This is a genomic window from Pseudoalteromonas sp. SWXJ133, assembly GCF_015864365.1.
In the GTDB taxonomy this organism is placed as follows: Bacteria; Pseudomonadota; Gammaproteobacteria; order Enterobacterales; family Alteromonadaceae; genus Pseudoalteromonas; species Pseudoalteromonas arctica.
In genome coordinates, this window is record NZ_JADYXJ010000009.1 from 121,839 (window position 1) to 146,705 (window position 24,867).

The window sequence follows — 24,867 nt, forward strand, 5'->3', positions numbered from 1 at the left end:
TGCTTATGCAGCTGATTTTTTTGGTTTAGTATCAGTTGATATATTTAACTTTGTTATGTCGGCGCTATCGAGTACGGTTTGTGTGTCTGACCAATGTAGTAATTCAATTTTTCCATCTTGCTGCTCTACCAGCGCCGTACAACTCTCAATCCAGTCTCCATCGTTACAATACATAATTCCGTCATCTACTTTTATTTTGGGATGATGAATGTGTCCACAAATAATACCGTCTACGTTTTGTTTTTTAGCTTCATGAATTGCGGCATCTTCAAAGGCTTTAATTGCTTCACGTGCTTTGTGTACGCGAGCTTTTATCCATGATGCAAGCGAGTAGTAATTACCACCAAATAGCTTTCGAATACGATTGGTCCAGCGGTTTAAAAATAATAAAAAGTCGTACCCTGCATTACCCGCGATACTAATAAGTTTGTTATAGCGTGTCGCGGAATCAAAATCATCACCGTGTACGAGTAAAAAACGTTTATTAGCTTTAGTGGTGTGAATAAACTGCTGGTGGATTTCAATACCAAATAACGTTTGATTTATATAGTTTCTAAACGTTTCGTCATGATTACCGGGAATATAAATGACGCGTGTACCGCTAGCTGCTTTTTTTTGTATAGAGTTTAATACTTGATAATGCGAAGGGTGCCAATAAAACTGACGTTTCATTGACCATAAATCAATAATATCACCCACTAAATAAAGTGTATCGGATTCTACCGAGTTTAAAAAATCGAGTAAGTAATCTGCTTTACAGTCTTTGTAACCTAAATGAACATCAGATATCCAAATAGTAGGGTAGTGTTGCTTCTTAGTGTTTGCGCCATTACTCATTTTCATTCCCTAAAGTATCGAGTGTAATAGTTAAATAACCTGAACTCTGGTTAAGAGATTTACTAAGGTATTGAATCATGGTGATATTTAAATTTATTTTCTCTAGCCAGAGATTTTCAGTGAAAACAAGGCGAATTTACGGGTCAATAGCGAGCCTATTGCAAGTAAATTCAACGCAGTTAGCGCTGAAAATAGCTGCTCGAGATAGATTTATTATCCAGAGTTCAGGTTAAATACTTTAGGGAATAAAAATGACAATTATACGACAGTAATACTAAAGCTAAATAACACACATAAAATTTAGGTATAAAAAAACCGCTTTTAAAAAGCGGTTTTAAAATTACTTATAAGTATTTTTAGCTTAACCTTTAACGGCTGCTTTAATTGCATCAATTGCTGTATCGATATCAATCATTAGCTTTTCACCTGTACGGCGGTTTTTAAGCTCAACTTTGTTTTCGTCAAGGTTACGCTCACCAATTACTAGCGTAAATGGCACACCAATGAGTTCCATATCGTTAAACATAACGCCAGGGCGCTCTTTACGGTCATCAAATAACACATCAAGACCTGCATCTTTTAAACCTTGGTAAAGGTTATTAGCAATATCAGGAATACGATGCGATTTGTGCATGTTCATTGGAACAATAGCTAAATCGAATGGCGCGATTGATTTTGGCCAAATGATCCCGTATTGATCGTTGTTCTGCTCAATAGCAGCAGCAACAATACGTGAAACACCAATACCGTAACAACCCATAGTCATGGTTTGGTTTTTACCACCTTCGTTTAATACACCCGCTTTCATCGCTTCTGAGTATTTAGTGCCAAGTTGGAAAATATGACCTACTTCAATACCACGTTTAATTTGTAAAACGCCTTGGCCACATGGGCTCATATCGCCTTCAACAATATTACGAATATCAGCAACTTCGTAATCTGTTACGTCACGATCCCAGTTAATACCGCTGTAATGCTCATCGTCTTTATTTGCACCGGCAACAAAATCAGCAAGTATGTTGGCGGCTCTATCAACAATAATAGGCATTGATAAGCCAACCGGACCTAATGAGCCAGGTTTTGCGCCAATAGCAGCAACAATATCTGCCTCTGTTGCCATTTCAAGCGGAGAGTCTACTAATGGGTGCTTTTCTGCTTTTAGTTCATTTAATTCGTGATCGCCACGCAGTACTAAGGCTACTAAACCGCGTACTTCGTTTTCATCAGGCGTACCATAAACAATTAACGTTTTAACACCGCGATGTGGCTTAACACCGTAGTGTTTTTTAAGCTCGTTAATCGTTTTAGCGTCAGGCGTTGGAAACGCTTTAAGCTCTTTTGATGCTTCAGGGCGGGGCTCGCTTGGTGCCAGTGCTTCTGCTTTTTCAATATTAGCGGCGTAATCACTGCCGTCACTAAATGCAATGGCATCTTCGCCCGACTCAGCAAGTACATGAAACTCGTGCGATACGCTACCGCCAATAGAGCCTGTATCGGCTATAACAGGGCGGTAATCAAGGCCTAAACGCTCAAAAATGTTACAGTATGCTTTGTGCATCGCTTGATAAGTCGCATCTAAACACTCTTCACTTAAGTGAAAAGAGTAGGCATCTTTCATTGTAAATTCACGAGCACGCATTACACCAAAACGAGGACGACGTTCGTCGCGTACTTTAGTTTGTACTTGGTATAAAGTAACTGGTAATTGCTTGTAGCTGCTTATTTCTTTACGTACGAAATCAGTTATTACTTCTTCGTGTGTTGGGCCAAGTGCAAATGTACGGTTATGACGGTCTGTAAAGCGCATAAGCTCAGGACCAAATTCATTCCAACGGCCAGACTCTTCCCACAAATCAGCAGGTTGAATAACAGGCATTAGCATTTCAATTGCACCCGCTTTGTCCATCTCTTCACGTACAATGTTTTCTACTTTACGTAGCACGCGTAAACCAGAGGGTAACCAAGTGTATAAACCCGAAGCGACGCGACGGATCATACCGGCTCTAAGCATTAACTGATGCGATACGATTTCAGCATCTGATGGCGTTTCTTTAAGTGTTGCGAGTATATATTGGCTTGTACGCATGTTTTTTCCGAAATAGAGTAATTATATTCTTTTAATAGAGCTTAAGTTTACCAGCGGATGCTTTTACACTAAAGCGCTAACTGAGTTATTTAGTTTTTTTCTATGCTTGTTACTACGTTATGCTCGCCATTGACTTGCCAGCGAATATTATAATTATACAAAGTCATACCATAGCTCTGCTCGCCGTCTTTTTGTTTTTTATATGCAGGGCGGGGATCTTGTTTTAAAACATTGGCAATAAAATCATGTAAATTTGGGTATTGTGTTTGCGCATTAACAAACTCAATTGCTTGAGGGCTAAATTCAACCGTCATTTGTGTTTCTGGGCGCGTGTCAGCAAAGCCAGCACTTGCAGCCTGCATAGAGTCTGAATACGGCAAATACGGTTTTATGTCAATAATCGGTGTGCCATCAAGTAAATCAATGCCAGCGAGTAATAAGCTAAGTTGTCCGTTTTTATATTCAATACCTTCAAGTTTTACGGCGCTCATTCCAATTGCGTTTGGTCTGAATGTAGCACGGGTCGCAAATACACCTTTTCGCTCATTGCCACCCAAACGAGGCGGGCGCACCATAGCAGAATAGCCTTTATCAGCTGTTTCATGAAAACGAAATAACAACCAAATATGAGTAAATTCATCTAAACCACGTACAAACTCTTCGCGATTAAAATCGGGGGCAAATATAAGCTTTGCTTTAGCTTGTGGCACTAAACGTGGTTGCCTAGGTATAGCAAACTTTTGTTTATAAGGAGATTGAATGTGGCCAATAGCCGAAATGGTATAATCGCTCATAGTACTCGGGTACAAATAAAATAGAGCGCTATTCTACCCGCATTTAGCATTTATGGCATTAATGTAAGCAAGTTTATTGCGTATACCAATATGATTATTTTACTGCATTAAATAGCGCACTTACTTTGTTAGGAATTATTCATAGTTGACTGCATGGATGAAAGAGGTAGAGCAATGCAGGGAGCAATTTGTGATAACAACTATATATTATAATTTTGCCTTGTTATTACGCTATTTTCTTAGTGCTACAATAGAACAATTATTTAATGCACTTGGCATTATAGACCAAACGGTTTAAAATTATTCATTAGACTGTGTGGTTTATATTAATATATTTAAAAAGAGCCTAAAACAAAAAAGGTAAGCCCTTGGGCTTACCTTTTATACATGCTAAAGACTAATTAAAACATGTATTGAACTGATACAGACGCTACATCCATATCTGGGTCAATATCGTCATCAAGTTTATAGCGCTCGTACTCTAAACGAAATTGTACATTTGTTGTAAGCGCGTATTCAATACCTGCACCGTAAAATGCATCACCACCATCTGTAGACGCTGATACACTACCTACTGGTAAGTCTTGTGTGTAATCAGCATCCCACTCAAGCCAACCGCCCTTTGCGTACACAGAAAAGCTCTCTGTTATTGGATAGCCTAAGCGTGCGGCAAGCGATACGCCATCAACTTCAGCTTTACTGCTAATATCACTTACTTCATCAAAGTCTTGATAAGCAAGCTCTAAGCTTAAGTACTCGTTAAATTGTGCCCCAACATAGCCTTTAAGCATTTGCGCATCGTCGTCAAAGTCAGTGTCGTTATCACTATCTTCAAACTCAAAAGAATATTGACCGTAACCAATACCTGTATAGATACGTGGAGAATCGAAATCAGAAATATCAGCGTGTGCTGCAGAGTTAAAACCCATTGTTGCTAGTGCAATAGCTGAAAGAGAAAGTGTTTTAATCATTGAATAGCTCCTTTACAAAAAATAATCAAATGCTTGATTTCATTAATCAAACCTCAATTATCTACTTGCAGCGAGCGTGCCAATATTAAAATGGATTAAAAACACGCCTTAATTAATTCTTTTGTATTGGTTTTTAAGGTGTTTAGCGTGTTTTATAATCAAAGTGAACTTTTGTGTAATTGAGTACTCTAAAATAAGTTGTATCTTTTACAAAGTATAATGAGTTTTTTACATAGCCTGACTTTATTTAAACTAGTAATTACACTGTATGAAGCAAGTTTTCTGTTTCAATTGCTATTTCTTTCATTTTTATAGCGTAATTTTCTAATTTAATATCTTCTTCTGTTACAGCTTTAAAAGAAGGCACTTCTATAGGGTAGCCCGTTTCATCCATTGCAATAAAGCTGATAACACAATGATTTGTTTCAACCATGTTTTGTGTTTTTGGATCGCCACAACGCACTTGTATAAATATTTGCATACTACTTCTACCCGTATGGGCAATTTTAGCTTCTACTTCGACTATTTGACCTACTAGAATAGGGCGTCTAAATTTAACACCCGCAACCGAAACCGTTACGCAGTAGTGACCACTCCAACCCGCAGCACATGCATAGCCTGCTTGGTCAATCCATTTCATGACGGCCCCACCATGAACTTTACCACCAAAATTAACATCGGTAGGCTCTGCTAAAAAACGAAAAACAACTTTTGACGACGGCATAGATAACACTCTTATTATTAAAACTACTATTAGCATAACGTAAAAAAGGGGCCGAAGCCCCTGCAATTTAGGATATGTTTATAATTTATATGTAAAAAAAGTGACTATATGTGTATATAAAGCATAATTTAGTTACATATTAGGGTAGTTTGGTCCACCAGCGCCTTCTGGGGTTACCCATGTAATGTTTTGGCTTGGGTCTTTAATATCGCAGGTTTTACAGTGCACACAGTTTTGGGCGTTAATAACAAACTCTTTATTGCCTGATATTTCTTGTACTTCGTAAACGCCTGCTGGGCAATAACGTTGTGCGGGTTCATCAAATTTAATTAGGTTTACGTTAATAGGAATCGACGCATCTTTAAGCTTTAAATGACACGGCTGTGATTCTTCGTGGTTAGTATTTGATAAAAACACGCTCGAGAGTTTATCAAAGCTCAATTGTCCATCTGGTTTTGGATATGCAATTTTGTCAGCGGCGTTAGCGTCAACAAGGGTCGAGTGATCGGGCGTATTATCTTTAAACGTAAACGGTAAACCACCATTAAAAATGTTTTGATCAAGCGTGTTATACGCCCCCCCTATAAACTTACCGAGTTTGTGCATAGCAGGGCCAAAGTTACGAGATTGATATAGCTCTTTATATGCCCACGATTTCTCAAACGCAGTTTGATAACAAGTTAAATCGGTATTTGCCAGCTCATTTTGCAATGCTTCAAAAATAACCTCAGCGGCAATCATTCCCGATTTCATTGCGGTGTGATTACCTTTAATTTTTGCAAAATTAAGTGTGCCTGCATCGCACCCTATAATTAAGCCACCAGCAAAATGCATTTTTGGTAATGAATGCAAGCCGCCCTTAGCAATAGCACGTGCACCGTAAGCAATGCGTTCAGCGCCTTCAAGTACATTTTTAAATACAGGGTGATGCTTCATTCGCTGAAACTCATCGAACGGGCTTAAATGCGGATTTGAGTAATTTAAATCAACAATTAAACCAACAACAACTTGATTGTTTTCACTGTGATACATAAATGCACCACCATTAGTATCGCCGCTAAGAGGCCAACCTGTACCATGAACTACCTTGCCAAGTTCATGTTTACTTTTATCTATTTGCCAAATTTCTTTAAAGCCTAAACCGTAATGCTGCGGTGATGAATCTGCATCAAGCGCAAACTCATTAATTAGCTGCTTACCTAAATGACCTCGGCAGCCCTCTGCAAAAATAGTGTATTTTGCGCGAAGCTCCATGCCAGGCATATAACCGTCTTTTTCATTCCCGTCTTTGTCGACACCCATATCGCCAGTAATAATCCCTTTTACTGCTTCGTCTTCAATTATTAAAGAGTGTGCGCTAAACCCCGGGAATATCTCTACGCCTAAGCTTTCAGCTTGCTCTGCAAGCCATCGACATACATTCCCCATAGATACAATGTAGTTACCATCATTATGAAATGTTTTTGGTGTTGCAAAGTGGGGGATTGATGTTGCTTTTTGCTCGTTATTAAACCAATAAATTTCATCGTTAGTTACTTTGGTTGTAACCGGTGCGCCAAGCGCTTGCCAATTTGGTAGCAGTTCATCCAAAGCTTTGGTTTCAAAAACAGCGCCAGAGAGTACATGTGCACCTACTTCGGAACCTTTTTCGACTACGCAAATCGTGCACTCTTGTTGTTTTTCTTGTGCTAATTGCGCTAGTTTAATTGCACTTGAAAGCCCCGCAGGTCCAGCGCCAACAATTACTACATCAAATTCCATGGTTTCACGTTCGACCATAATAACCTCTTTATCTATGACGGACTTATTCGAATGTTTACTACGCATTTAAATAAGGTGTACAGCCTATTTTTAACCTTGCAAATTAAACGTTACAGACTGTGAATAGTTAAAGGTTATTTTAGGTTGACGTTTACGTCAACAGGAAGTAGTCTAATTTCATAAAATAAATAAGTTGACGTGCACGTTACCTTGTAGGTTTAAATAATTATGGAGTTCCTATGAAAGTTCTCGTACCAATAAAAAGAGTGATTGATTACAACGTAAAAGCACGCGTTAAAAGTGATAACAGCGACGTTGATTTAACTAACGTAAAAATGGCAATGAACCCGTTTTGTGAAATTGCTATAGAAGAAGCCATTCGCCTTAAAGAAGCAGGTACAGCCAGTGAAGTTGTTGCTGTTACTATTGGTCCTAAAGCATCGCAAGAGCAATTGCGCACAGCATTAGCACTGGGTGCCGACAAAGCCATTCACATCGAAACCGATGAAAAGCTCGAGTCACTCCATATTGCAAAGCTACTCGCTAAAATTGTAGAGCAAGAATCTCCTGAACTTGTAATTTTAGGTAAACAGTCAATCGATTCAGATAATAACCAGACAGGTCAAATGCTAGCGGCTTTAACTAAACGTGGCCAGGGTACATTTGCATCCAAGGTTGTTATTGAAAATGGCAAAGTAAACGTGACCCGCGAAGTTGATGGGGGCCTGCAAACGATAGCACTTAATTTACCGGCGGTTGTTACAACTGATTTACGCTTAAACGAGCCTCGTTACGCATCACTGCCAAATATTATGAAAGCTAAACGTAAGCCGCTTGAAGTAATAGCAGCTGATTCGCTTGGTGTTGATTTAACACCGCGTATTCAATTAATAAGTGTAGAAGAGCCAGCTAAACGTACCGCAGGAATTATTGTTGAAGACGTTGCACAGCTTGTAGAAAAATTAAAAACAGAGGCAAAGGTGATTTAAATGAAAACACTCGTAATTGCAGAGCACGACAACGGTGCCTTAAAACCAGAAACCTCAAAAACTATTAACGCTGCAGTAAAAATGGGTTTTCCTGTTGATGTGCTTATTGCAGGGAACAGCCTAAGCGCAATGAGCTCACAAGTGGCCAGCATTGATGGCGTAGCTAATGTTTTAGTTGCCGATAATAGCGTTTATGAACATCAGTTAGCTGAGAGCATGACCGATTTAGTTTTATCGCTTAGCGACAACTACAGCCACATTGTTGCAAGTGCAACGACAACAGGTAAAAACTTTATGCCACGTGTTGCTGCGTTATTAGATGTTGCGCAAATTTCTGAAATTATCGCAGTAGTGGACGCCGATACATTTAAACGTCCAATTTATGCAGGTAATGCAATCGCAACGGTTAAATCACTCGACAGTAAAAAAGTAATTACCGTACGTGCCAGTAGCTTTGATTTACAAGGCGAGCAATCAGCAGCGGCTATAACAAGCATTGATACAGTGTCTGATTCGCAATTAAGTAGCTTTGTAAGTGTTGAACAAACAGAGTCTGAACGACCTGAACTTACGGCTGCCACTGTCGTTATATCGGGTGGTCGCGGTATGCAAAACGGTGAAAACTTTGCACTACTTAATGGTATTGCCGATAAACTCGGTGCTGCGATTGGTGCGTCGCGCGCAGCGGTTGATGCAGGCTTTGTACCTAACGACATGCAAGTAGGGCAAACAGGTAAAATTGTAGCGCCTAATTTATACATTGCAGTAGGGATTAGCGGTGCTATTCAGCATTTAGCCGGTATGAAAGACTCAAAAGTAATCGTCGCTATTAATAAAGACCCTGACGCACCTATTTTTCAAGTTGCAGATTACGGGTTAGTCGCAGATTTATTTGAAGTACTGCCACAGCTCGAAAGTGCTTTATAGCGCTTAATTAAGCAAAATTTATTCTGGTTGAAAGCCGTGGTGCTCTTTGAGTGCTGCGGCTTTTTTATTCGGTAAATTAAAGACACAAAAAAACCAGCCAATTGGCTGGTTTTTAGTATTTATAAACGGCTAACTTAGTATTAGTAAGTTGCGCTGCCTTTAGTACGAGGGAAGGCAATAACGTCACGTACGTTGCCCATACCTGTTACATAAGCAACTAAGCGTTCAAAGCCTAAACCAAAGCCTGAGTGTGGCACGCTACCGTATTTACGTAAATCGCGGTACCAGCTGTAATCTTCTTTGTTTAAGCCCATTTCTTCTAAGCGTGCATCAAGTACATCAAGGCGTTCTTCACGTTGTGAACCACCAATGATCTCACCAATACCTGGTGCTACAATGTCCATTGCGGCAACGGTTTTACCGTCTTCGTTTTGGCGCATGTAGAATGCTTTAATGTCACGTGGGTAGTTTTTAATAACTACCGGTGCTTTAAAGTGCTCTTCAGCTAAGTAACGCTCGTGCTCAGACTGTAAATCTACACCCCATTCAACAGCGTACTCAAACTTTTTACCACAGTTTTTAAGGATCTCTACTGCTTCAGTGTAATTTACCTGTGCGAAGTCTTTTTCTACAAATTCTTCTAAACGCGTAATTGCGGTTTTTTCTACACGTTGTGCAAAAAATTCCATGTCATCACGGCGCTCTTCAAGTACCGCTTTAAACACATACTTAAGCATATTTTCAGCAAGTTTTGCGATGTCTTCTAAATCAGCAAACGCAACTTCAGGCTCTACCATCCAAAATTCTGCAAGGTGGCGTGATGTATTTGAATTTTCTGCACGGAATGTTGGGCCAAACGTGTAAATTTTTGACATTGCAGACGCGTAAGTTTCGCCATTTAACTGGCCAGATACAGTAAGGAATGCTTCTTTACCGAAGAAATCTTCGCTGTAATCAACTTCGCCTTTGTCTGTAAGCGGTAAGTTTTGCATATCAAGCGTAGACACACGGAACATTTCGCCAGCGCCTTCACAGTCACTTGCCGTAATAATTGGCGTGCTGATCCAGTAAAAGCCTTGCTCGTGGTAAAAACGGTGAATAGCTTGTGCTAAACAGTTACGTACACGAGTTACCGCGCCAATCATATTTGTACGAGGGCGAAGGTGAGCGTGCTCACGTAAGTACTCAATGCTGTGACGTTTTGCCGACATTGGGTATGAATCTGGGTTCTCTACCCAACCTAATACAGTCACTGTATTAGCTTGAATTTCGTAAGATTGACCTTGACCAGCAGATTGTACTAAAACACCAGTAACCGACACAGAACAACCGGCTGTTAAGCTAGTAACTTCATCATAATTATTCAGTGAATTAGGAACTACCGCTTGAATAGGATCAAAACACGAACCGTCATGAACGGCTAAAAATGAAATTCCTGCTTTTGAATCGCGGCGAGTACGGATCCAGCCCTTAATTGTTACTTGGCTGTCTACCGCAACATTGCCTTTTAATAGCTCTGAAATCGCTAAATGGCTCATCTTCACTCCAATGATATAAGTTGCCTAACTATTTTATTTTAACTGTGCGCAGCACTCGAGCATAAATTGCACATAAACGGCGCTGCACTTGAACCCTGTATCTTACCTAGTAAAGTTGAATAAAAAAACTATTGTGGGCAACTCTTTAAAAGTTTTTATGCATGCGGTTTATTTTTAAACAGTTTTTAGAGTTTAATTGCTACTATTATGATTTGTTGCTCTTAAATTTAATGATTTTGTGGCATTATTAACAAACAAATCAAATTACTATTTATTCACACTTAAAAAATCGATGCTATGAAACAAGTTTTTATTTTACGAGGACTACCAGGAAGCGGTAAGTCTTACTACGCGCAAAGCCTTGCTGACGAATTAGGTGGAGTTGACGAAAGCCAATACCTAATCTGCTCAACTGATGATTACTTTATTAATGAGCAGGGCGAATATCATTTCGATAAATTTAAATTGTCGCAATTTCATAATTTAAATTTAGCGCGCTTTATAAATGCACTTGCTCAAGGTATGCCATTGGTAATTGTAGATAACACCAATATTAAAAAGTGGGAATTTATAGCTTACACTCAAGCTGCTGTTGCTTTAGGTTATCAAGTAAAAGAAGTGATAGTGGGTGAAGTGAAAGACAAATCAATGCAGCACTTATATGCTAAACGTAATTCGCATAATGTCCCGCTTAAAACTATAAGCAAAATGGCCTACATGTTCGAGTGGTAGTGCTTCGAATTTAGTTAGTAACATACATAGTAATACCTATTAAAAAGCCCATATATATGGGCTTTTTGGTTTATGTAAGTAAAAAAGTAGTTAAGCTTTTTGTTTATAAACCGCTAATGGGTGCGAGGTACTTAGTGATACATGCACTTCGTCGCCAGGGTTTACCACAACTTCATGGCTTACTCGGCTAGTTACGACCGTAGAGCACGCAAGTTTTACAGCGCACAAGCGGCTGCCACCTTCAAAACGCACCCAAATTACTTCGCCGTTATTGCCAACACTGCTTTGTACAAGTAACACATCGTCTGGTCGAAGTAGTACATCAACGTTGCCACTTTCACAGTCAACGCCATGAGCTGGCGCATTACCAATTGAGGTAGTGGCCTGCCCTTGGCTAAATTGGCCGCTAATAAAGCTGGCTTCACCTAAAAAACGAGCCACAAAGCGATTGTTTGGGGTACTAAAGCAGCGCTCGGGTGTATCAATTTGTTGAATTTCCCCGCCTTTAAGCACACCTACACGATCGCCAACTGAGAGTGCTTCTTCTTGGTCGTGCGTTACCCAAATAGCAGGTACGCCAGCATCTTTAAGAGCGTTTCTTATATCCCAGCGCAGCATATCTTTTAATGCGGCATCAAGGTTAGAAAGCGGCTCATCTAGTAATACAAAGTCAGGCTGGTGGGCTAGGGTGCGCGCAAGTGCTACGCGCTGCTTTTGACCGCCTGAAAGCGTTGCGGGCTTTTTGCCTCTAAAATCAGTAAGTCCAAGTAAGTTTATCCAATACTCGGCAGGGGCCGTATCTTTTAGCCTAAAGCAAATATTTTGCTCAACTGTTAAATGCGGGAATAATGCAAAATCTTGAAACACCATACCTACACTGCGTTTTTCAGGAGGTATTGTTAATTTGGGTGTAGCGCGCCATTTACCCGTGTTTATTTCGCCTTCGCTAATAGGTATAAGGCCAGCAAGGGCTTGTAAAATTGTACTTTTACCACAACCTGTTGGCCCTACAAGCATAAGGATTTCGTTTTCACCCAGCGACAAGTTTAAATCGCTTACTACGCGGTTACTGCCATAATCTATAGACAACTGACTTACAGATAGCATTGTTTCTTAAATCCTTAATGTTCAAACTGGTTGCGTTTTTCGCCAGACATCATAATAGCTAACCCGCAGGCAGATATCACTACTAACAATAATCCAGGAATAGCGGCGCGACCAAAATAGCCCGCTTCGTATACACGCCATAAATAGGTAGAGAGGGTTTCAAACCCTGTTGGGCCAAGTAGTAGCGTGGCTTCTAGTTCGCGCATTGACTCTAAAAACACCAGTGCTGCACCGGCAATAATACCGCGCATTGTTAAAGGCAGTGTTATACGAGTAAATACTTCACGTGGGCTTGCCCCTAATACGCGCGCAGACTTTACTAAGCTTGGATCTAAGTGTTCGGTGCTTGTTCTAACAGAGCCTACAGCAAGTGGTAAAAATCGCAGCATATAAGCAATAATAAGCAATCCCAGTGTTTGATATAAAAACGGCAACTGCAATCCACCGTAAACAAGCGCTGTGCCCATTACTATACCCGGAATACCAAAACCAAAGTAAGTAACACGTTCCATTATACGACCCGCTTTTCCACTAAGTGCGGCATGTGCAACGGGGATCGCAACGATAACAGCTACAATTGCCGCAATACCTGATGCATACGTAGAGTTCCACGCAATATTAAAATCAAATGAGCTAAAACCATCACGAGCTAACCAAAGCGAAAATATAGCCAAAGGCAAGCCAATAGCGAGCAGTAAAACAGGTGCAAACGTAATAAATATTGCACTTAACTGTAGTTTGCTTGGGAATAAAATTAACGGGCGACCTTGGCGCTCAGGGGCTGTTTTTATTTGTGATTCAACTAAAAGTAAAAAGCCAACAATAACCATGAGTTGAAGTGAAAGCATGGCTGCGCGCCCTAACGCAAAAGCGTTGTATTCAACGTAAATTACGCGGGTAAACGTATCTAAGCGCATCATTGCGGGCGTGCCAAAGTCTGATAACGTATAAAGGGCGACTAACAATGAGCCTGCTGCAATACCGTTAACTACGCGCGGTAATATAACTTTAAATATACTTTGCGTCATCGACATACCCAGCGTTCGTGCAGCATTAACCATGCTTGCATCAAGGCTTAGTAGGGATGAGCGAGTTGTCATCATTACAAACGGGAAAGTATAAAGTGTCATTACAATGGCGGCACCTGTTAGGCCATACATTGATGGTGTTTCTATTCCTGTTAAGGTGTTTATTTCGCCACCGGGGCCAAAAGCAGCATAAAGTGTAAACGCGCCAATATAACTGGGGATTGCCAGCGGCGCCGCAAATACAACTAGCCAGAGTTTTTTAAATGGCAAATGCACATACGCGCTAATAAACGCCAGTGGCACACCAATTAAAATAGATCCGAGTACCGTCAGACCCATTAACGATAACGTGTTGCCTAAAATTTGAAGATTGTGGGTGTCAAACACTGAGCTTGCATCGCTTGCAAGCACTATTAATACATAAACAGGGGTAAGCGCAACAAGCGCTGCAAGCAGCGCCATTGGATAAGAGGCAGGTATTCTCATTACAATACGCCGCTGCTACGCATCAAATCTATAGTAGGGCGTAAATCAGCAAGCTGTGTTAAATCTACTTTAGGTGGAGAAATATTAGCAAGTGATGGTAAACCCTCAGGTTGGGTAATACCATTTACTAACGGAATTTCGTACGCTTCACTGGCTAAGTAACCTTGTACTTCTTTACTAAGTAAGTAACGCATAAAGTTAGTAGCAAGCGGATCGTCGTTAAGGGCTAATACACCCGATGCATTAACTAAACAGCCCGCATCATTTTGTGTAAATGCTAAATCAAGCTTGGCATCAGGCTTGCCTGATTTTAAACGCAATGTGTAATAATGATTAGCAAAACCAATATCAACTTCACCGCGTTCAACGCCCATAACAACACCTAATTCACCAGCGTATGTTTTAGCACGCTTTTTAATCTTTTTAAGCCACTTAGCAGTTTTGTCGTCGCCTTCTAAAATTCGCATTGCGGTTACAAATGATTGAAAAGAAGCGTAGGCGGGCGCCCAGCCAATACTTAAATCGCTCTCGGCAATTTCCATAATACTTGTTGGAATTTGATCTTTGGTCAAACGCGACGTGTTATATGGCAATGTACGAATACGGCCAGTTACTGGAGCCCACTCTTTATATCTAAATTGTGGTTGTAACTGAGCAGATAAATCACCTGGGATAGGTTGTGCAAGGCCTGCATCGGTTACTAAACCAATCGCGCCTGAATCAACCGCCCAAAATAAATCAGCGCGGCGAACGCCGGCTTTAGCTTCTGCAACAATCGTATTTGCTAAAGCAGCAGTAGGACCTCGGCGTATACCGAGTTTAAAGTCTGGATTTTTTTTCTGGATTGCTTGCAATACGTTTTCATACAAACCACCTTCGCCTCGGCCTAAATAAAGGGTTAACTCGCCTTTAAGCTTTGGTAAATCATCAACAGAAACTGGGTTTGCTATATCAGCGGCTAGCGCACGAGAAAGAGGCAGTGGCAATGAGCCAACCACCCCTAACGCAGCTAGGCCTTGAATAAAGGTCCTACGCTTCACTTAAAATACATCCTTACGGGCTTTTTCGGCTTTTTCTATTAAAACCTTAGCGCGGTCTAATTTTGTTTGCATATCACTGATCACATCGCGTACTTCATCGACGCTTTTGCTGTTTTTAATTGCTAGTGGCAGTGTTACGTTAAAGTCTTTTTCCAGCACTTCAACTAGGTTAGCGTCTTGCTCAATAAGTGTACCTTCAACGCCTTCAAACAGGTGTAGATAAGTATCGTGAACAATTTCAGTTGCTTCGTCTTGTAAACGCTCAGCAAATTTAGCTACTACACGGTCTAATTTGTGCTTAATTTCATCAATTGTGGCACTTTGTGTCATTTCTTTTGTAGCGGTTGCTTTTACAGTGTCTAACAAGCCTTTTTGCTGGAATTTTGCAGCAAGCTTAACAGCCCCAAGGCCTTGCCACAAGGCTATGTTCATCGCTTTTTGTTGTTTACGAACTTCCTCAGCAGGCTGTTTATTATCAATGGCCATTTTTACGCCATAAAGACCCTGCCAAATAGAAGCGTATACCGGTACAAAGTTAGTTTCTATTGCGCTGTGAAACTTAACTGACTCCCAGTATTCAATTAAATCATCAGTTTTTACAGCTTTTGCGCCTTTAGTGTCGTAGTCGCTTACCATGGTATCAACTTTGCCTACCATCCATTCTACTTCTTCTGCGTAACTTTTAAGGTTAGCTTGAAGATGATTAACATGCTCGCCAATAGGGCCGTTAGCTAATACTGGTTGAGCCATAAACGCCGAGGCTAGTAAAAGGCTTGCACCTAAAGTTTTGGCTGGTTTAAATAGTAATTTCATAGCAAAGAAGTCCAAAAAGGTAATTGTAAATGATAGACATTATCATATAGCTAATAGTTAACGAGATCAATAACTACAAACTCGCTTAATAGATAAAAACACTAAATGTAGCGGTAGGTTACAGCAAATATCGCTATAACCTGTAAGATTAGGGCGTGTTGACCTTTGCGGATTGAAATTTGTTCAATCTAGGGACGATTAAATCGCGGCGCGAGGTTTGTAACCTAGTGGGCTAAGTAAAAACCGAGTAACAAAGAGTTTATCGTCCCTAGAAAGAACCCAAAGGGCAGCGCATGTTTGTCATTTATGCTGCGTTATCGCCTATTTATGGGGAATAACCACACTACATAGGCTCTGCCTTGCCTAAAAACCAAACATACTGCTGCAAATTCACCTACCAAAGATCAACACGCCCTAGCTATTAAGCGTAATGCTTGCCTTTAATGGCATTATAAATGGCATCACACAGTGTTTTTATACTGGTGTCGTCACTTATATACGGTGGCATGAGGTAAATTAGTTTACCGAATGGGCGTATCCATACGCCTTGCTCTACAAAATAAGCCTGAATTTTAGCAACATCAACATTGCCAGCAGCCTCGTTTAGCTCAACAACGCCTATTGCACCTAAGGTACGTACATTGGCAACCGCATCTAGTTCACTGCATTTATTAAGTTGTTGTAGTTGGGTATTTATTTGCTTTATTCGTTGTTGCCAGTTTTGCTCAAGTAATAAATCAATACTTGCGCAGGCCGCAGCACAGGCAAGCGGGTTACCCATAAAAGTAGGGCCGTGCATTAAAACACCCGCTTCACCTTCGCTTATGCCAATGGCTATTTTATCGCTAGTGATAGTGGCCGACAGGGTCATTGAGCCGCCAGTTAACGCTTTACCAATACACATTATATCGGGCTCTATATTAGCGTGCTCTACCGCAAATAACTTACCTGTACGGCCAAAGCCTGTGGCAATTTCGTCGCAAATTAGCAATACGTTATATTGCGTACATAACTTACGCACGCAGGCTAAATAATCGGGGTGATAAAAGTTCATACCCCCCGCGTTTTGTACAATAGGCTCAATGATAAAGGCGGCTACTTGGCTGTGGTTTGCTTTAAAGTATTCTTCAAGCTCTTGGGCTTCTGCCTGGTCAAACTCGCTTCCAAACTTACTTACTGGTGCGGGTACAAAAACGTGCTCAGGTAAAAAGCCTGAATATAAATTATGCATTGAGTTAACGGGGTCGCATACGCTCATGGCTGCAAAGGTGTCGCCATGGTAGCCCTTGTAAGGCGTCATTAATTTTTGTTTTGTTGTAATGCCTTGGCTTAACCAATATTGCAGCGCCATTTTTATTGCCACTTCAACACTTACCGATCCGCTGTCGGCTAAAAATACTTTAGTTAAACTAGGCGGCGTTATATTTACTATTTTTTTGCACAGCTCTACCGCGCTGCTATGCGTAATACCGCCAAACATAATGTGGCTCATACTATTAATTTGCTCAATCATGGCATTATTTATAACAGGGTGGTTATAGCCATGAATTGCGCTCCACCACGAGGCCATGCCATCGATTAATTGCTCGCCAGTTTCTAGGTGAATAATATTGTGATTAGCATGTGTAACGGGATATACCGGAATTGGCTTAGTCATAGATGTATATGGGTGCCAAATGTGCTCACGATCAAAATCAAGGTCAATCGTATTCTTTTTAATCATATGTAAACTTTAACTAGATGGACTTCGTTGACAATGTTACTTCAACTCGTAGACTAAGCCAATATCACCGCTGAGAAAAAAATAAGAGAGTATTATGGAACTTGCACCTGTTCGTCACGATTGGACCCACGCTGAAGTTAAAGCATTATTTGAAATGCCATTTAACGATTTACTTTTTAAAGCCGCATCGGTTCACCGTGCTAACTTCAACCCAAATGAAGTGCAAATTTCTACGTTGTTATCAATTAAAACAGGCGCTTGCCCAGAAGATTGTAAGTATTGCCCGCAGTCGGGGCATTACCGAACTGATTTAGAACGCGAACGCTTAATAGAAGTAGAAAAAGTAGTAGAGCAAGCGCGCCTTGCAAAACAAAAAGGCGCGACCCGTTTTTGTATGGGCGCTGCATGGTCAGATCCAAAAGACAGAGACATGCCATACATTTCGCAAATGGTTAAAGAAGTAAAAGAGCTAGGGTTAGAAACCTGCATGACGCTGGGTAAACTCACTAACGAAAAAGCTCATGAGCTTCGCGACGCTGGGCTTGATTACTATAATCACAACCTTGACACGTCACCTGAGTATTACGAGCAAATTATATCAACCCGTACTTTTCAAGATAGATTAAATACCATTGACCACGTACGCGATGCTGGTATGAAAGTATGCTCGGGCGGAATAGTCGGTATGGGCGAGCAAGCAAGCGACCGTTATGGGTTACTGATGCAGCTAGCTAATTTGCCACAACAGCCAGAAAGCGTGCCTATTAATATGCTCGTTAAAGTTAAAGGCACACCGCTTGAAAACGCAGACGATTTAGATCACTTTGAATTTGTACGTACCATTGCAACAGCGCGCATTATGATGCCACACAGTTATGTGCGTTTATCGGCAGGGCGTAACGCCATGAACGAGCAAATGCAGTCAATGTGCTTTTTTGCAGGCGCTAACTCAATATTTTATGGCGACAAACTTCTTACCACCGAAAACCCAGACGCTGATGCCGATATGAACCTAATTAAAAAATTAGGCATGAACCCAGAAAAGCGTCACGACTATTCAGACGAAGCAGTAGAAGCCTCGCTTTCATCGCAAGTAGCCGACAAAGCAACGTCTGAATTGTTTTACGAAGCGTAGGCTTATATCAATGCCTTTTGATTTTATAAACACGCATCTGCAGGCTCGCCAGCAAGATGCGTTACTTCGTAAACGCCACGTAGTGCAACATGCAACAGCGCGCACCATAACGGTTAATAATAAAGCCTACCTTAACTTTGCCAGTAACGACTATTTAGGTTTTGCTGATGAGGCTGTTAATATTAATGACTCCCACGCATTAGGGAGTCACAGCTCAGCATTGGTTACCGGTTATCAGGCGCAGCAAAAAGTGCTCGAACAATACTTATGCGAGCAATTTGGTTATGGCGCAGGGATGCTGTTTAACTCAGGGTTTAGCGCTAATAGCAGCGTAATTAAAGCGTTGTTTCAAGATAAAGCGGCTGCGCAAAACAGCGCTATTTTTCAAGATAAGTTAAATCATGCAAGCTTGATTGACGGTGCTCTGCATTGTAACGCGGCATTAGTGCGTTTTAATCACAACGACATGAATCATTTACGTTCACAGCTCGAAAAATCAAAAGCGCAAAACAAGCTGATTATAAGCGAAGGCGTATTTTCGATGGATGGCGATACCGCGCCTCTTAAAGAATTACTCGCACTTGCAAAACAGCATAACGCATGGCTAATGATTGACGACGCACACGGCTTTGGTGCATTAGGCAAAACCGGTTTGGGCAGTTGCGAAGCATTTATTACTCAAACGCTGCCAGATATATTAGTCATTACCTTTGGTAAAGCAGTTGCCAGTAGTGGCGCGTGTGTATTAGGCAGTAAACAGTTTATTGATTACATGCTGCAATTTAATCGCGATTACACGTATTCAACCGCTATGTCGCCGCTTATGGCAAGTCACACACTTGCGCGTATTAAAAGCATAAAAACAGCCAATGATAAACGCGATAAACTAAATGCCAATATTGCGTTATTTAAGCAACTCGCTAAAACCCATAATATTGCTGTAATGGAATCAAACACAGCCATACAACCCATTGTATTAGGCTGCGCTGAGCAAACGTTGCAAGCGGCAGATAAACTTAAACAACAGGGTATTTGGCTCACTGCAATTAGACCGCCGACGGTTGCACATAACAGCTCACGTTTACGCATTACTTTAACCGCCGCACATACCGAGCAAGACATAACGCACTTAGTTAAGCATTTAGTAGGTGCAATAGCATGACTGCTCAGCCAGTATTAAAAACAGACCTAGTGCAAACACAACTTGTAAAACCGTGCCTAGTAAGTAGCGAATTGGATATAGAGTTAAACAAGGATTTAAGCAAGGAGCTTAAAAAGTCTACACAAAGTAAGTTTTCAAAGGCGGCAGCGCGTTATAACACTCATGCAAATGTACAAAAACACGCAGCGAGCGATCTATTTGCACTCATAAAACCAGGCTTTAATAAAAATATGCTTTGTGTTGATTTAGGCGCAGGCCCACTTGTTAATACGCATACCTTACAAAGTATGTTTGCAAGCGTTATTGCCATGGATTTGAGCTTAAACATGCTACAAAGTAGTGATTTAACCGCACCAAAAATATGCGCCGATATGGATAACTTACCGCTGCAAGCAAACAGTGTTGATGTAATTTACAGTAATTTTGCAGTGCAGTGGTCTGCTAATTTTTCGGCTTTAATGCAATCACTTTACAGCATATTAAAACCAGGCGGGCAGGCGTACATAAGCGCTGCGGTAGAGGGCTCACTTAACGAAATAAAAACAGCCTTTGCAGCGCTCGATTCTAACAGCCACATAAATACCTTTAATAGTGAGTTGCATATAAACCAATCAGTCCAAAAAGCAGGGTTTACTATTAACAGCGCTCAAAAACGTATTTACACCGATGAATACACAACACCTTTAAAAGCTATTGCCTCAATTAAAGCTATAGGTGCAACTACGCAAAATCATACCAATACACGTCAAGGGTTACTTACTAAATCGGCGCTACAAAAAGTATGCAGTGCGTATCCGCTTATAAATAACAAAGCATGTGTGTCTTATCATGTGGTGCTGTTATCATTACAAAAAAGCGATTAATTGCTTAAGTTAAAACTTAAACCAAAGTTAGATTCAGATCATAAGGCAAAGTAATGAAAGAATTTTTTATAACAGGCACCGACACCGATGCCGGAAAAACCCACGTTACCAGTTTGCTATTAAAGTTACTTGCCCAACACAAAAAACAAGCCATTGGTTTTAAACCCCTTGCTGCTGGCTGCGAAATGGCGTTCGATCAACTAGTAAACGCCGATGCTCTTATACTAATGGAAAGCGCAACAGTGAGCGCTAAATACGACGTAGTAAATCCGTTTGCGTTTGCACCACCTATTGCGCCGCACATAGCCGCTGAGCAAGTTGGAGTGAGTATTACTGTAGATAAACTAAGCGATGCTTATAAAGGTGTAAAACAACAGGGAGCTAATTACATACTAACTGAAGGTGCTGGTGGCTGGGCGTTACCTATTAACAATACGGAGTATTTATACGACTGGGTTAAAGCAGAGCAACTGCCGGTAATACTCGTTGTTGGTATGAAATTAGGTTGCTTAAATCATGCGTTACTAACCGCTGCGCATATGCAAAGTATGGGTATAAACTGCGTTGGTTGGATTGCAAACCAAGTCGATAAAAACATGGACGAGTATCAAGCAAACCTTGATTCACTCAAAGCACGTTTACCGTTCCCAATACTTGCCATAAGCCCATACAGCGAGCAAACTCCTAAGTTACAAATATACAAAAGCTTGCTTAGTGCGTTATCTATAAACACTTAAGTGGTTTTAAAAAAGTTACTTTTTTAAGTAAATCTTGAAATAGTCAGCCTTAGTACACATATAAACGTTTATAAATACATAGCTTGCTTAAAGACAATGTTACTAAGGACATAACGACTATATGACGCACCCATTTATTCAACGCTACGCCCAAAATGCGCACGTAAGCGCTGAGCCAAAAGCACTAAACTATGGCTTACCTAAAAAACGCGTAGGAATAATAGGTGGGGGCACAGCTGGCGCCACAATAGCCATTAGGCTTGCTGCGTTAGGGTTAGAAACTTATGTACTTGAAAAGAAAAAGTCGTTAATTGATGGCCCTCCAATGTGTCATTTGCATGCAGGTGGCAACTTATACCGTGAAATACCCGATGAAGACTGCATAGATTTACTCAAGCAATGTATAGACATTGCGCGCCTTTATCCTCACACCATCGATGTTCGCCCCACAGTATTTGCCGTACCCAAGCGCGATGACGAAGCACCAGAGGATTTATTTCCGCGTTTAAATAAATTAGTAAAAGCCTACAGCGAGCTTGTTGAGCAAGATAGCGCTAACAAAATATTAGGCGAGCCAGAGCATTATTATCAGTTATATAGTTATGAGCAAATGCTAAAGCTTGCTAAGCAAAAACAAGTAGCGAAGCCCACGTCGTTAGATGAGTGGATGATACCCGTTGCTAAGCATTTAGATTTAGATAAGCTAAAGTTTCCGCTTATTGTTGCACAAGAATATGGTTGGAATATATTTCGTTTATCGGCCAGTGCACAGCTCGCCCTTGCACAGTACAAACACGCTCACGTTTTAACAAACACCAGTGTTAAAAATGTATCGTCAATTATTAATACCAATAATGATAAGCAAACACTTAAGTGGCGCATTGAATACCAATCAGAGCAAAGCCTTGATGAACAACCTGATACTCCAACTGATACACAAACCATTGAGGTAGATTACCTAATTAATGCGTGTGGTTTTCAAACCGGTATTATTGACGACCTGGTTGGGGTAGATGTAAAACGCATGGTCGAATTTAAAGCCTCTTACATTACTCATTGGCAAGGTGCTGGTGGGCAAATACCCGAAATTATTATTTACGGTAACCGTGGCACACCAGAGGGCATGGCGCAGCTAACGCCTTACCCAAATGGTTATTTTCAAATACACGGCATGACCAACGACATTACGCTATTTAATGATGGCTTAGCTGATGCAACACCAATGAGTGCTCAACCTAAACTCCCCAATAAATACCTGCATTATATTAAAGATGGCTGGGATGAAGCAGCATTGCAAACACGTACCCAAACAGCAATTGATTATGTAGCCGAGTTTGTACCTGCGTTTAAAACTGCTAATAAACAAAATAATGCCTTGTTTGGCGGGCAACAAATCCCAGGTGATGATGACACTTTGCGCGTAGCCGATGTAAGTTTATATTCGCATATTAATTATGCACGGGCCGAAAATGTTAAAGCATCGTCAACGTTAATAGCGGCAGATCAAATAGTGGGTGAGTTTATAAAATTGGGAATAATAAGCAGTGATCCTGCTGTAAATCATCACCGCAGTACTCATCAATGGTCGTACCTTAAACATAATAGCTGCGAAAGTATTGACGAAGTTGCGCGCATATTGGCACACGAGCGTGGATTTCCAATTGATATGGCAGAGCTAAATAACAGCTTGTAATAAGCTGATTTATAAAGAAACTTCAGTTTTAAAATTGCTGTAAAACTCTTCTTAAAAAAATTATCAATAAACACATAAATAACACTTGTGTTATGACATAGTTTGTCACAAAATAGCGCTAACGTTATGACATAGTGTGTCATGGCGCAGTGATTGCTTTAACCTAATTTAATTTTATGTTCGGTGATCAAACCTATTTTTGTGAGGACAATATGAAACGTGTATTTTTGTTTTTATTAACTAACCTAGCGGTTATGTTGGTATTAGGTGTAGTGCTTTCAATAATAATGAGCGCGCTGGGCTTAAGCCATCGTAGCCTTGGCGGAATTTTACTTATAGCCACCGTATTTGGTTTTGGTGGATCGTTTATTTCGTTATTTATGTCGAAATGGATCGCTAAAAAATCAACAGGCGCGCATGTAATTACGCAGCCTCGAAACGAAACCGAACATTGGCTTGTACAAACGGTATCTGCGCAAGCACAAAAAGCAGGTATTAAAATGCCAGAAGTGGCTATTTACGACAGCCCAGAAATGAATGCGTTTGCAACGGGCCCTAGTAAAAACAACTCATTAGTGGCAGTAAGCACAGGCTTAATGCACAACATGACCAAAGATCAGGCCGAAGCCGTACTTGCCCACGAAGTATCGCACGTGGCTAACGGCGACATGGTAACGCTTACGCTAATACAAGGCGTGGTAAACACCTTTGTAATATTTGCCGCAAAAGTATTGGCAGGCATTGTAGATAACTTTATTAATAGCGATAAAGAAGAGGGCGGCAGTAGCTGGACATACTTCTTATTCGACATGTTATTCCAAGTATTATTTGGTGTGCTAGCAAGCATAGTAGTGGCAAGTTACAGCCGTAAACGTGAATTTGCAGCCGACAGCGGCGCAGCAAAATTGGTAGGTGCTGATAAAATGCGATCAGCGCTTGAGCGATTAAAGCAAAACCATCCTTCGCAATTAGAAGGCTCAATGATGGCCTTTGGTATTGCAAGTGGCAAAGGCATGGCTGAGCTGTTTTCATCGCACCCGCCACTTGATGCGCGAATAGACGCACTGCGCACTGCGTAAGTAACGCTTAAATATTACTTACTACATAACCAAAAGCCTGCATTAGCAGGCTTTTTTATGTGTAATATTTTTGTTATCGAGAAATAATAATTACTGAGACAGAATAATTTCAGTAATACCCTCAGCCGAGAGTATTTCAATCCAGTAACCGTCAGGGTCTTTAATAAAAGCTAAGCCTTTCATTGAGCCATCATCTGGTTTTTTAACAAATTCTACATTGTACTTTGCAAAGCGCTCACAGGCTTCGTAAACATCCGGTACGCTAATACCAATATGCCCAAATCCTTTAGGTTCTTGGTTACCACTGTGGTATCCCTCAAAGCTGTCGTCGCTTTCAGTGCCCCAGTTATGGGTAAGCTCAATTAGCGCAGGGCGACGAAACACCCATTCAGCTTTAGTTTTATCATCACCTTGTGGCAATTCTTGCTCGTAGCCTAAAAAGTAAAGCGTAAACTCCATACCAGGAAAATCATACTTACCTAACAGCTTCATACCTAATACATTTTGGTAAAATTCAAGCGATGGTTTTGGATCTTTAATACGCAACATAGTTTGCTGCATAACAAAGCCTTGAGTAGCTTGTGCAACTTGTTCTGGAGATTCGTTATAGTTAGACATGGTGATCCTTTCTAATAATTAAGA

Annotated in this window: 22 protein-coding genes; 9 read left to right on the top strand and 13 right to left on the bottom strand. The window is 40.8% G+C overall.

Features of this window, described 5'->3' with window-relative positions; genetic code table 11:
• Nucleotides 1-3: 3 nt before the first annotated feature.
• The 6 genes from I6F40_RS09310 to I6F40_RS09335 all read right to left on the bottom strand — a co-directional run bounded on the left by I6F40_RS09310 (nucleotide 4) and on the right by I6F40_RS09335 (nucleotide 7,191).
• Nucleotides 4-837 (bottom strand): UDP-2,3-diacylglucosamine diphosphatase, encoded by an 834-nt coding sequence (locus I6F40_RS09310; protein WP_197192815.1) that lies wholly within the window; start codon nucleotides 835-837, stop codon nucleotides 4-6.
• A gap of 361 nt (nucleotides 838-1,198) precedes the next feature.
• Nucleotides 1,199-2,923, bottom strand: coding sequence for a proline--tRNA ligase (locus tag I6F40_RS09315; protein ID WP_024589214.1), 1,725 nt, complete (start codon nucleotides 2,921-2,923; stop codon nucleotides 1,199-1,201).
• 89 nt (nucleotides 2,924-3,012) lie between these two features.
• A complete protein-coding gene (gene tsaA / locus I6F40_RS09320; protein WP_197192816.1) occupies nucleotides 3,013-3,717 on the bottom strand; it encodes a tRNA (N6-threonylcarbamoyladenosine(37)-N6)-methyltransferase TrmO in 705 nt (234 codons plus the stop codon).
• A 401-nt stretch (nucleotides 3,718-4,118) separates the two neighbouring features.
• The gene (locus I6F40_RS09325; protein WP_166376862.1) at nucleotides 4,119-4,688 is read right to left on the bottom strand and encodes an outer membrane beta-barrel protein; all 570 of its coding nucleotides are present in this window, start codon (nucleotides 4,686-4,688) and stop codon (nucleotides 4,119-4,121) included.
• Nucleotides 4,689-4,947: 259 nt separating this feature from the next.
• Nucleotides 4,948-5,412 (bottom strand): acyl-CoA thioesterase, encoded by a 465-nt coding sequence (locus tag I6F40_RS09330; protein ID WP_007586808.1) that lies wholly within the window; start codon nucleotides 5,410-5,412, stop codon nucleotides 4,948-4,950.
• Nucleotides 5,413-5,544: 132 nt separating this feature from the next.
• Nucleotides 5,545-7,191, bottom strand: a complete 1,647-nt coding sequence (locus I6F40_RS09335) for an electron transfer flavoprotein-ubiquinone oxidoreductase (RefSeq protein ID WP_197192817.1) — start codon at nucleotides 7,189-7,191, stop codon at nucleotides 5,545-5,547.
• 221 nt (nucleotides 7,192-7,412) lie between these two features.
• On the opposite strand from I6F40_RS09335, the gene I6F40_RS09340 reads away from it, so the two are divergent.
• Together I6F40_RS09340 and I6F40_RS09345 are read left to right on the top strand one after the other, a co-directional pair.
• A complete protein-coding gene (locus I6F40_RS09340; protein WP_197192818.1) occupies nucleotides 7,413-8,162 on the top strand; it encodes an electron transfer flavoprotein subunit beta/FixA family protein in 750 nt (249 codons plus the stop codon).
• Complete coding sequence (locus I6F40_RS09345) at nucleotides 8,163-9,089, top strand: electron transfer flavoprotein subunit alpha/FixB family protein (RefSeq protein WP_166376864.1); 927 nt, start codon at nucleotides 8,163-8,165, stop codon at nucleotides 9,087-9,089.
• Nucleotides 9,090-9,229: 140 nt separating this feature from the next.
• Here I6F40_RS09345 and asnS read toward each other — a convergent pair whose 3' ends face one another.
• Nucleotides 9,230-10,627, bottom strand: a complete 1,398-nt coding sequence (gene asnS, locus I6F40_RS09350; protein WP_010552735.1) for an asparagine--tRNA ligase — start codon at nucleotides 10,625-10,627, stop codon at nucleotides 9,230-9,232.
• A 297-nt stretch (nucleotides 10,628-10,924) separates the two neighbouring features.
• Here asnS and I6F40_RS09355 point away from each other — a divergent pair, with 297 nt between their 5' ends.
• Nucleotides 10,925-11,359, top strand: a complete 435-nt coding sequence (locus tag I6F40_RS09355) for an ATP-binding protein (protein ID WP_007586798.1) — start codon at nucleotides 10,925-10,927, stop codon at nucleotides 11,357-11,359.
• 90 nt (nucleotides 11,360-11,449) lie between these two features.
• Here I6F40_RS09355 and I6F40_RS09360 read toward each other — a convergent pair whose 3' ends face one another.
• From I6F40_RS09360 to bioA, 5 genes are all read right to left on the bottom strand, one after another.
• The gene (locus I6F40_RS09360; protein WP_197192819.1) at nucleotides 11,450-12,466 is read right to left on the bottom strand and encodes an ABC transporter ATP-binding protein; all 1,017 of its coding nucleotides are present in this window, start codon (nucleotides 12,464-12,466) and stop codon (nucleotides 11,450-11,452) included.
• 14 nt (nucleotides 12,467-12,480) lie between these two features.
• Nucleotides 12,481-13,980: an ABC transporter permease gene (locus I6F40_RS09365; protein WP_024589223.1), complete on the bottom strand. Its 1,500-nt coding sequence runs from the start codon at nucleotides 13,978-13,980 to the stop codon at nucleotides 12,481-12,483.
• Nucleotides 13,980-15,020: an extracellular solute-binding protein gene (locus tag I6F40_RS09370; protein WP_024608828.1), complete on the bottom strand. Its 1,041-nt coding sequence runs from the start codon at nucleotides 15,018-15,020 to the stop codon at nucleotides 13,980-13,982. The genes I6F40_RS09365 and I6F40_RS09370 overlap by 1 nt, the downstream gene beginning before the upstream one ends.
• On the bottom strand, nucleotides 15,021-15,833 hold the full coding sequence (locus I6F40_RS09375) for a hypothetical protein (RefSeq protein WP_007586790.1): 813 nt from the start codon (nucleotides 15,831-15,833) through the stop codon (nucleotides 15,021-15,023).
• Between the two features lie 421 nt (nucleotides 15,834-16,254).
• A complete protein-coding gene (gene bioA / locus I6F40_RS09380) occupies nucleotides 16,255-17,556 on the bottom strand; it encodes an adenosylmethionine--8-amino-7-oxononanoate transaminase (protein WP_166376866.1) in 1,302 nt (433 codons plus the stop codon).
• A gap of 94 nt (nucleotides 17,557-17,650) precedes the next feature.
• Between bioA and bioB the strand changes: the two genes are divergently transcribed.
• From bioB to htpX, 6 genes are all read left to right on the top strand, one after another.
• Nucleotides 17,651-18,691, top strand: coding sequence for a biotin synthase BioB (gene bioB, locus I6F40_RS09385; protein ID WP_010552743.1), 1,041 nt, complete (start codon nucleotides 17,651-17,653; stop codon nucleotides 18,689-18,691).
• 10 nt (nucleotides 18,692-18,701) lie between these two features.
• Entirely contained in the window at nucleotides 18,702-19,853 is a 1,152-nt protein-coding gene (locus tag I6F40_RS09390; RefSeq protein WP_166376867.1) for an aminotransferase class I/II-fold pyridoxal phosphate-dependent enzyme, read from the top strand.
• Nucleotides 19,850-20,716: a methyltransferase domain-containing protein gene (locus I6F40_RS09395; protein WP_166376868.1), complete on the top strand. Its 867-nt coding sequence runs from the start codon at nucleotides 19,850-19,852 to the stop codon at nucleotides 20,714-20,716. The genes I6F40_RS09390 and I6F40_RS09395 overlap by 4 nt, the downstream gene beginning before the upstream one ends.
• Nucleotides 20,717-20,769: 53 nt before the next feature.
• A complete protein-coding gene (gene bioD / locus I6F40_RS09400; RefSeq protein WP_166376869.1) occupies nucleotides 20,770-21,453 on the top strand; it encodes a dethiobiotin synthase in 684 nt (227 codons plus the stop codon).
• A 121-nt stretch (nucleotides 21,454-21,574) separates the two neighbouring features.
• Nucleotides 21,575-23,146, top strand: a complete 1,572-nt coding sequence (locus tag I6F40_RS09405) for an FAD-dependent oxidoreductase (RefSeq protein WP_166376870.1) — start codon at nucleotides 21,575-21,577, stop codon at nucleotides 23,144-23,146.
• A 212-nt stretch (nucleotides 23,147-23,358) separates the two neighbouring features.
• Nucleotides 23,359-24,225 carry a protease HtpX gene (htpX, locus tag I6F40_RS09410; RefSeq protein ID WP_166376871.1) on the top strand — a complete coding sequence of 289 codons (867 nt, stop codon included), beginning with the start codon at nucleotides 23,359-23,361 and terminating at the stop codon, nucleotides 24,223-24,225.
• A gap of 90 nt (nucleotides 24,226-24,315) precedes the next feature.
• Here htpX and gloA read toward each other — a convergent pair whose 3' ends face one another.
• Entirely contained in the window at nucleotides 24,316-24,843 is a 528-nt protein-coding gene (gene gloA / locus I6F40_RS09415; protein ID WP_166376872.1) for a lactoylglutathione lyase, read from the bottom strand.
• Nucleotides 24,844-24,867 lie beyond the last annotated feature (24 nt).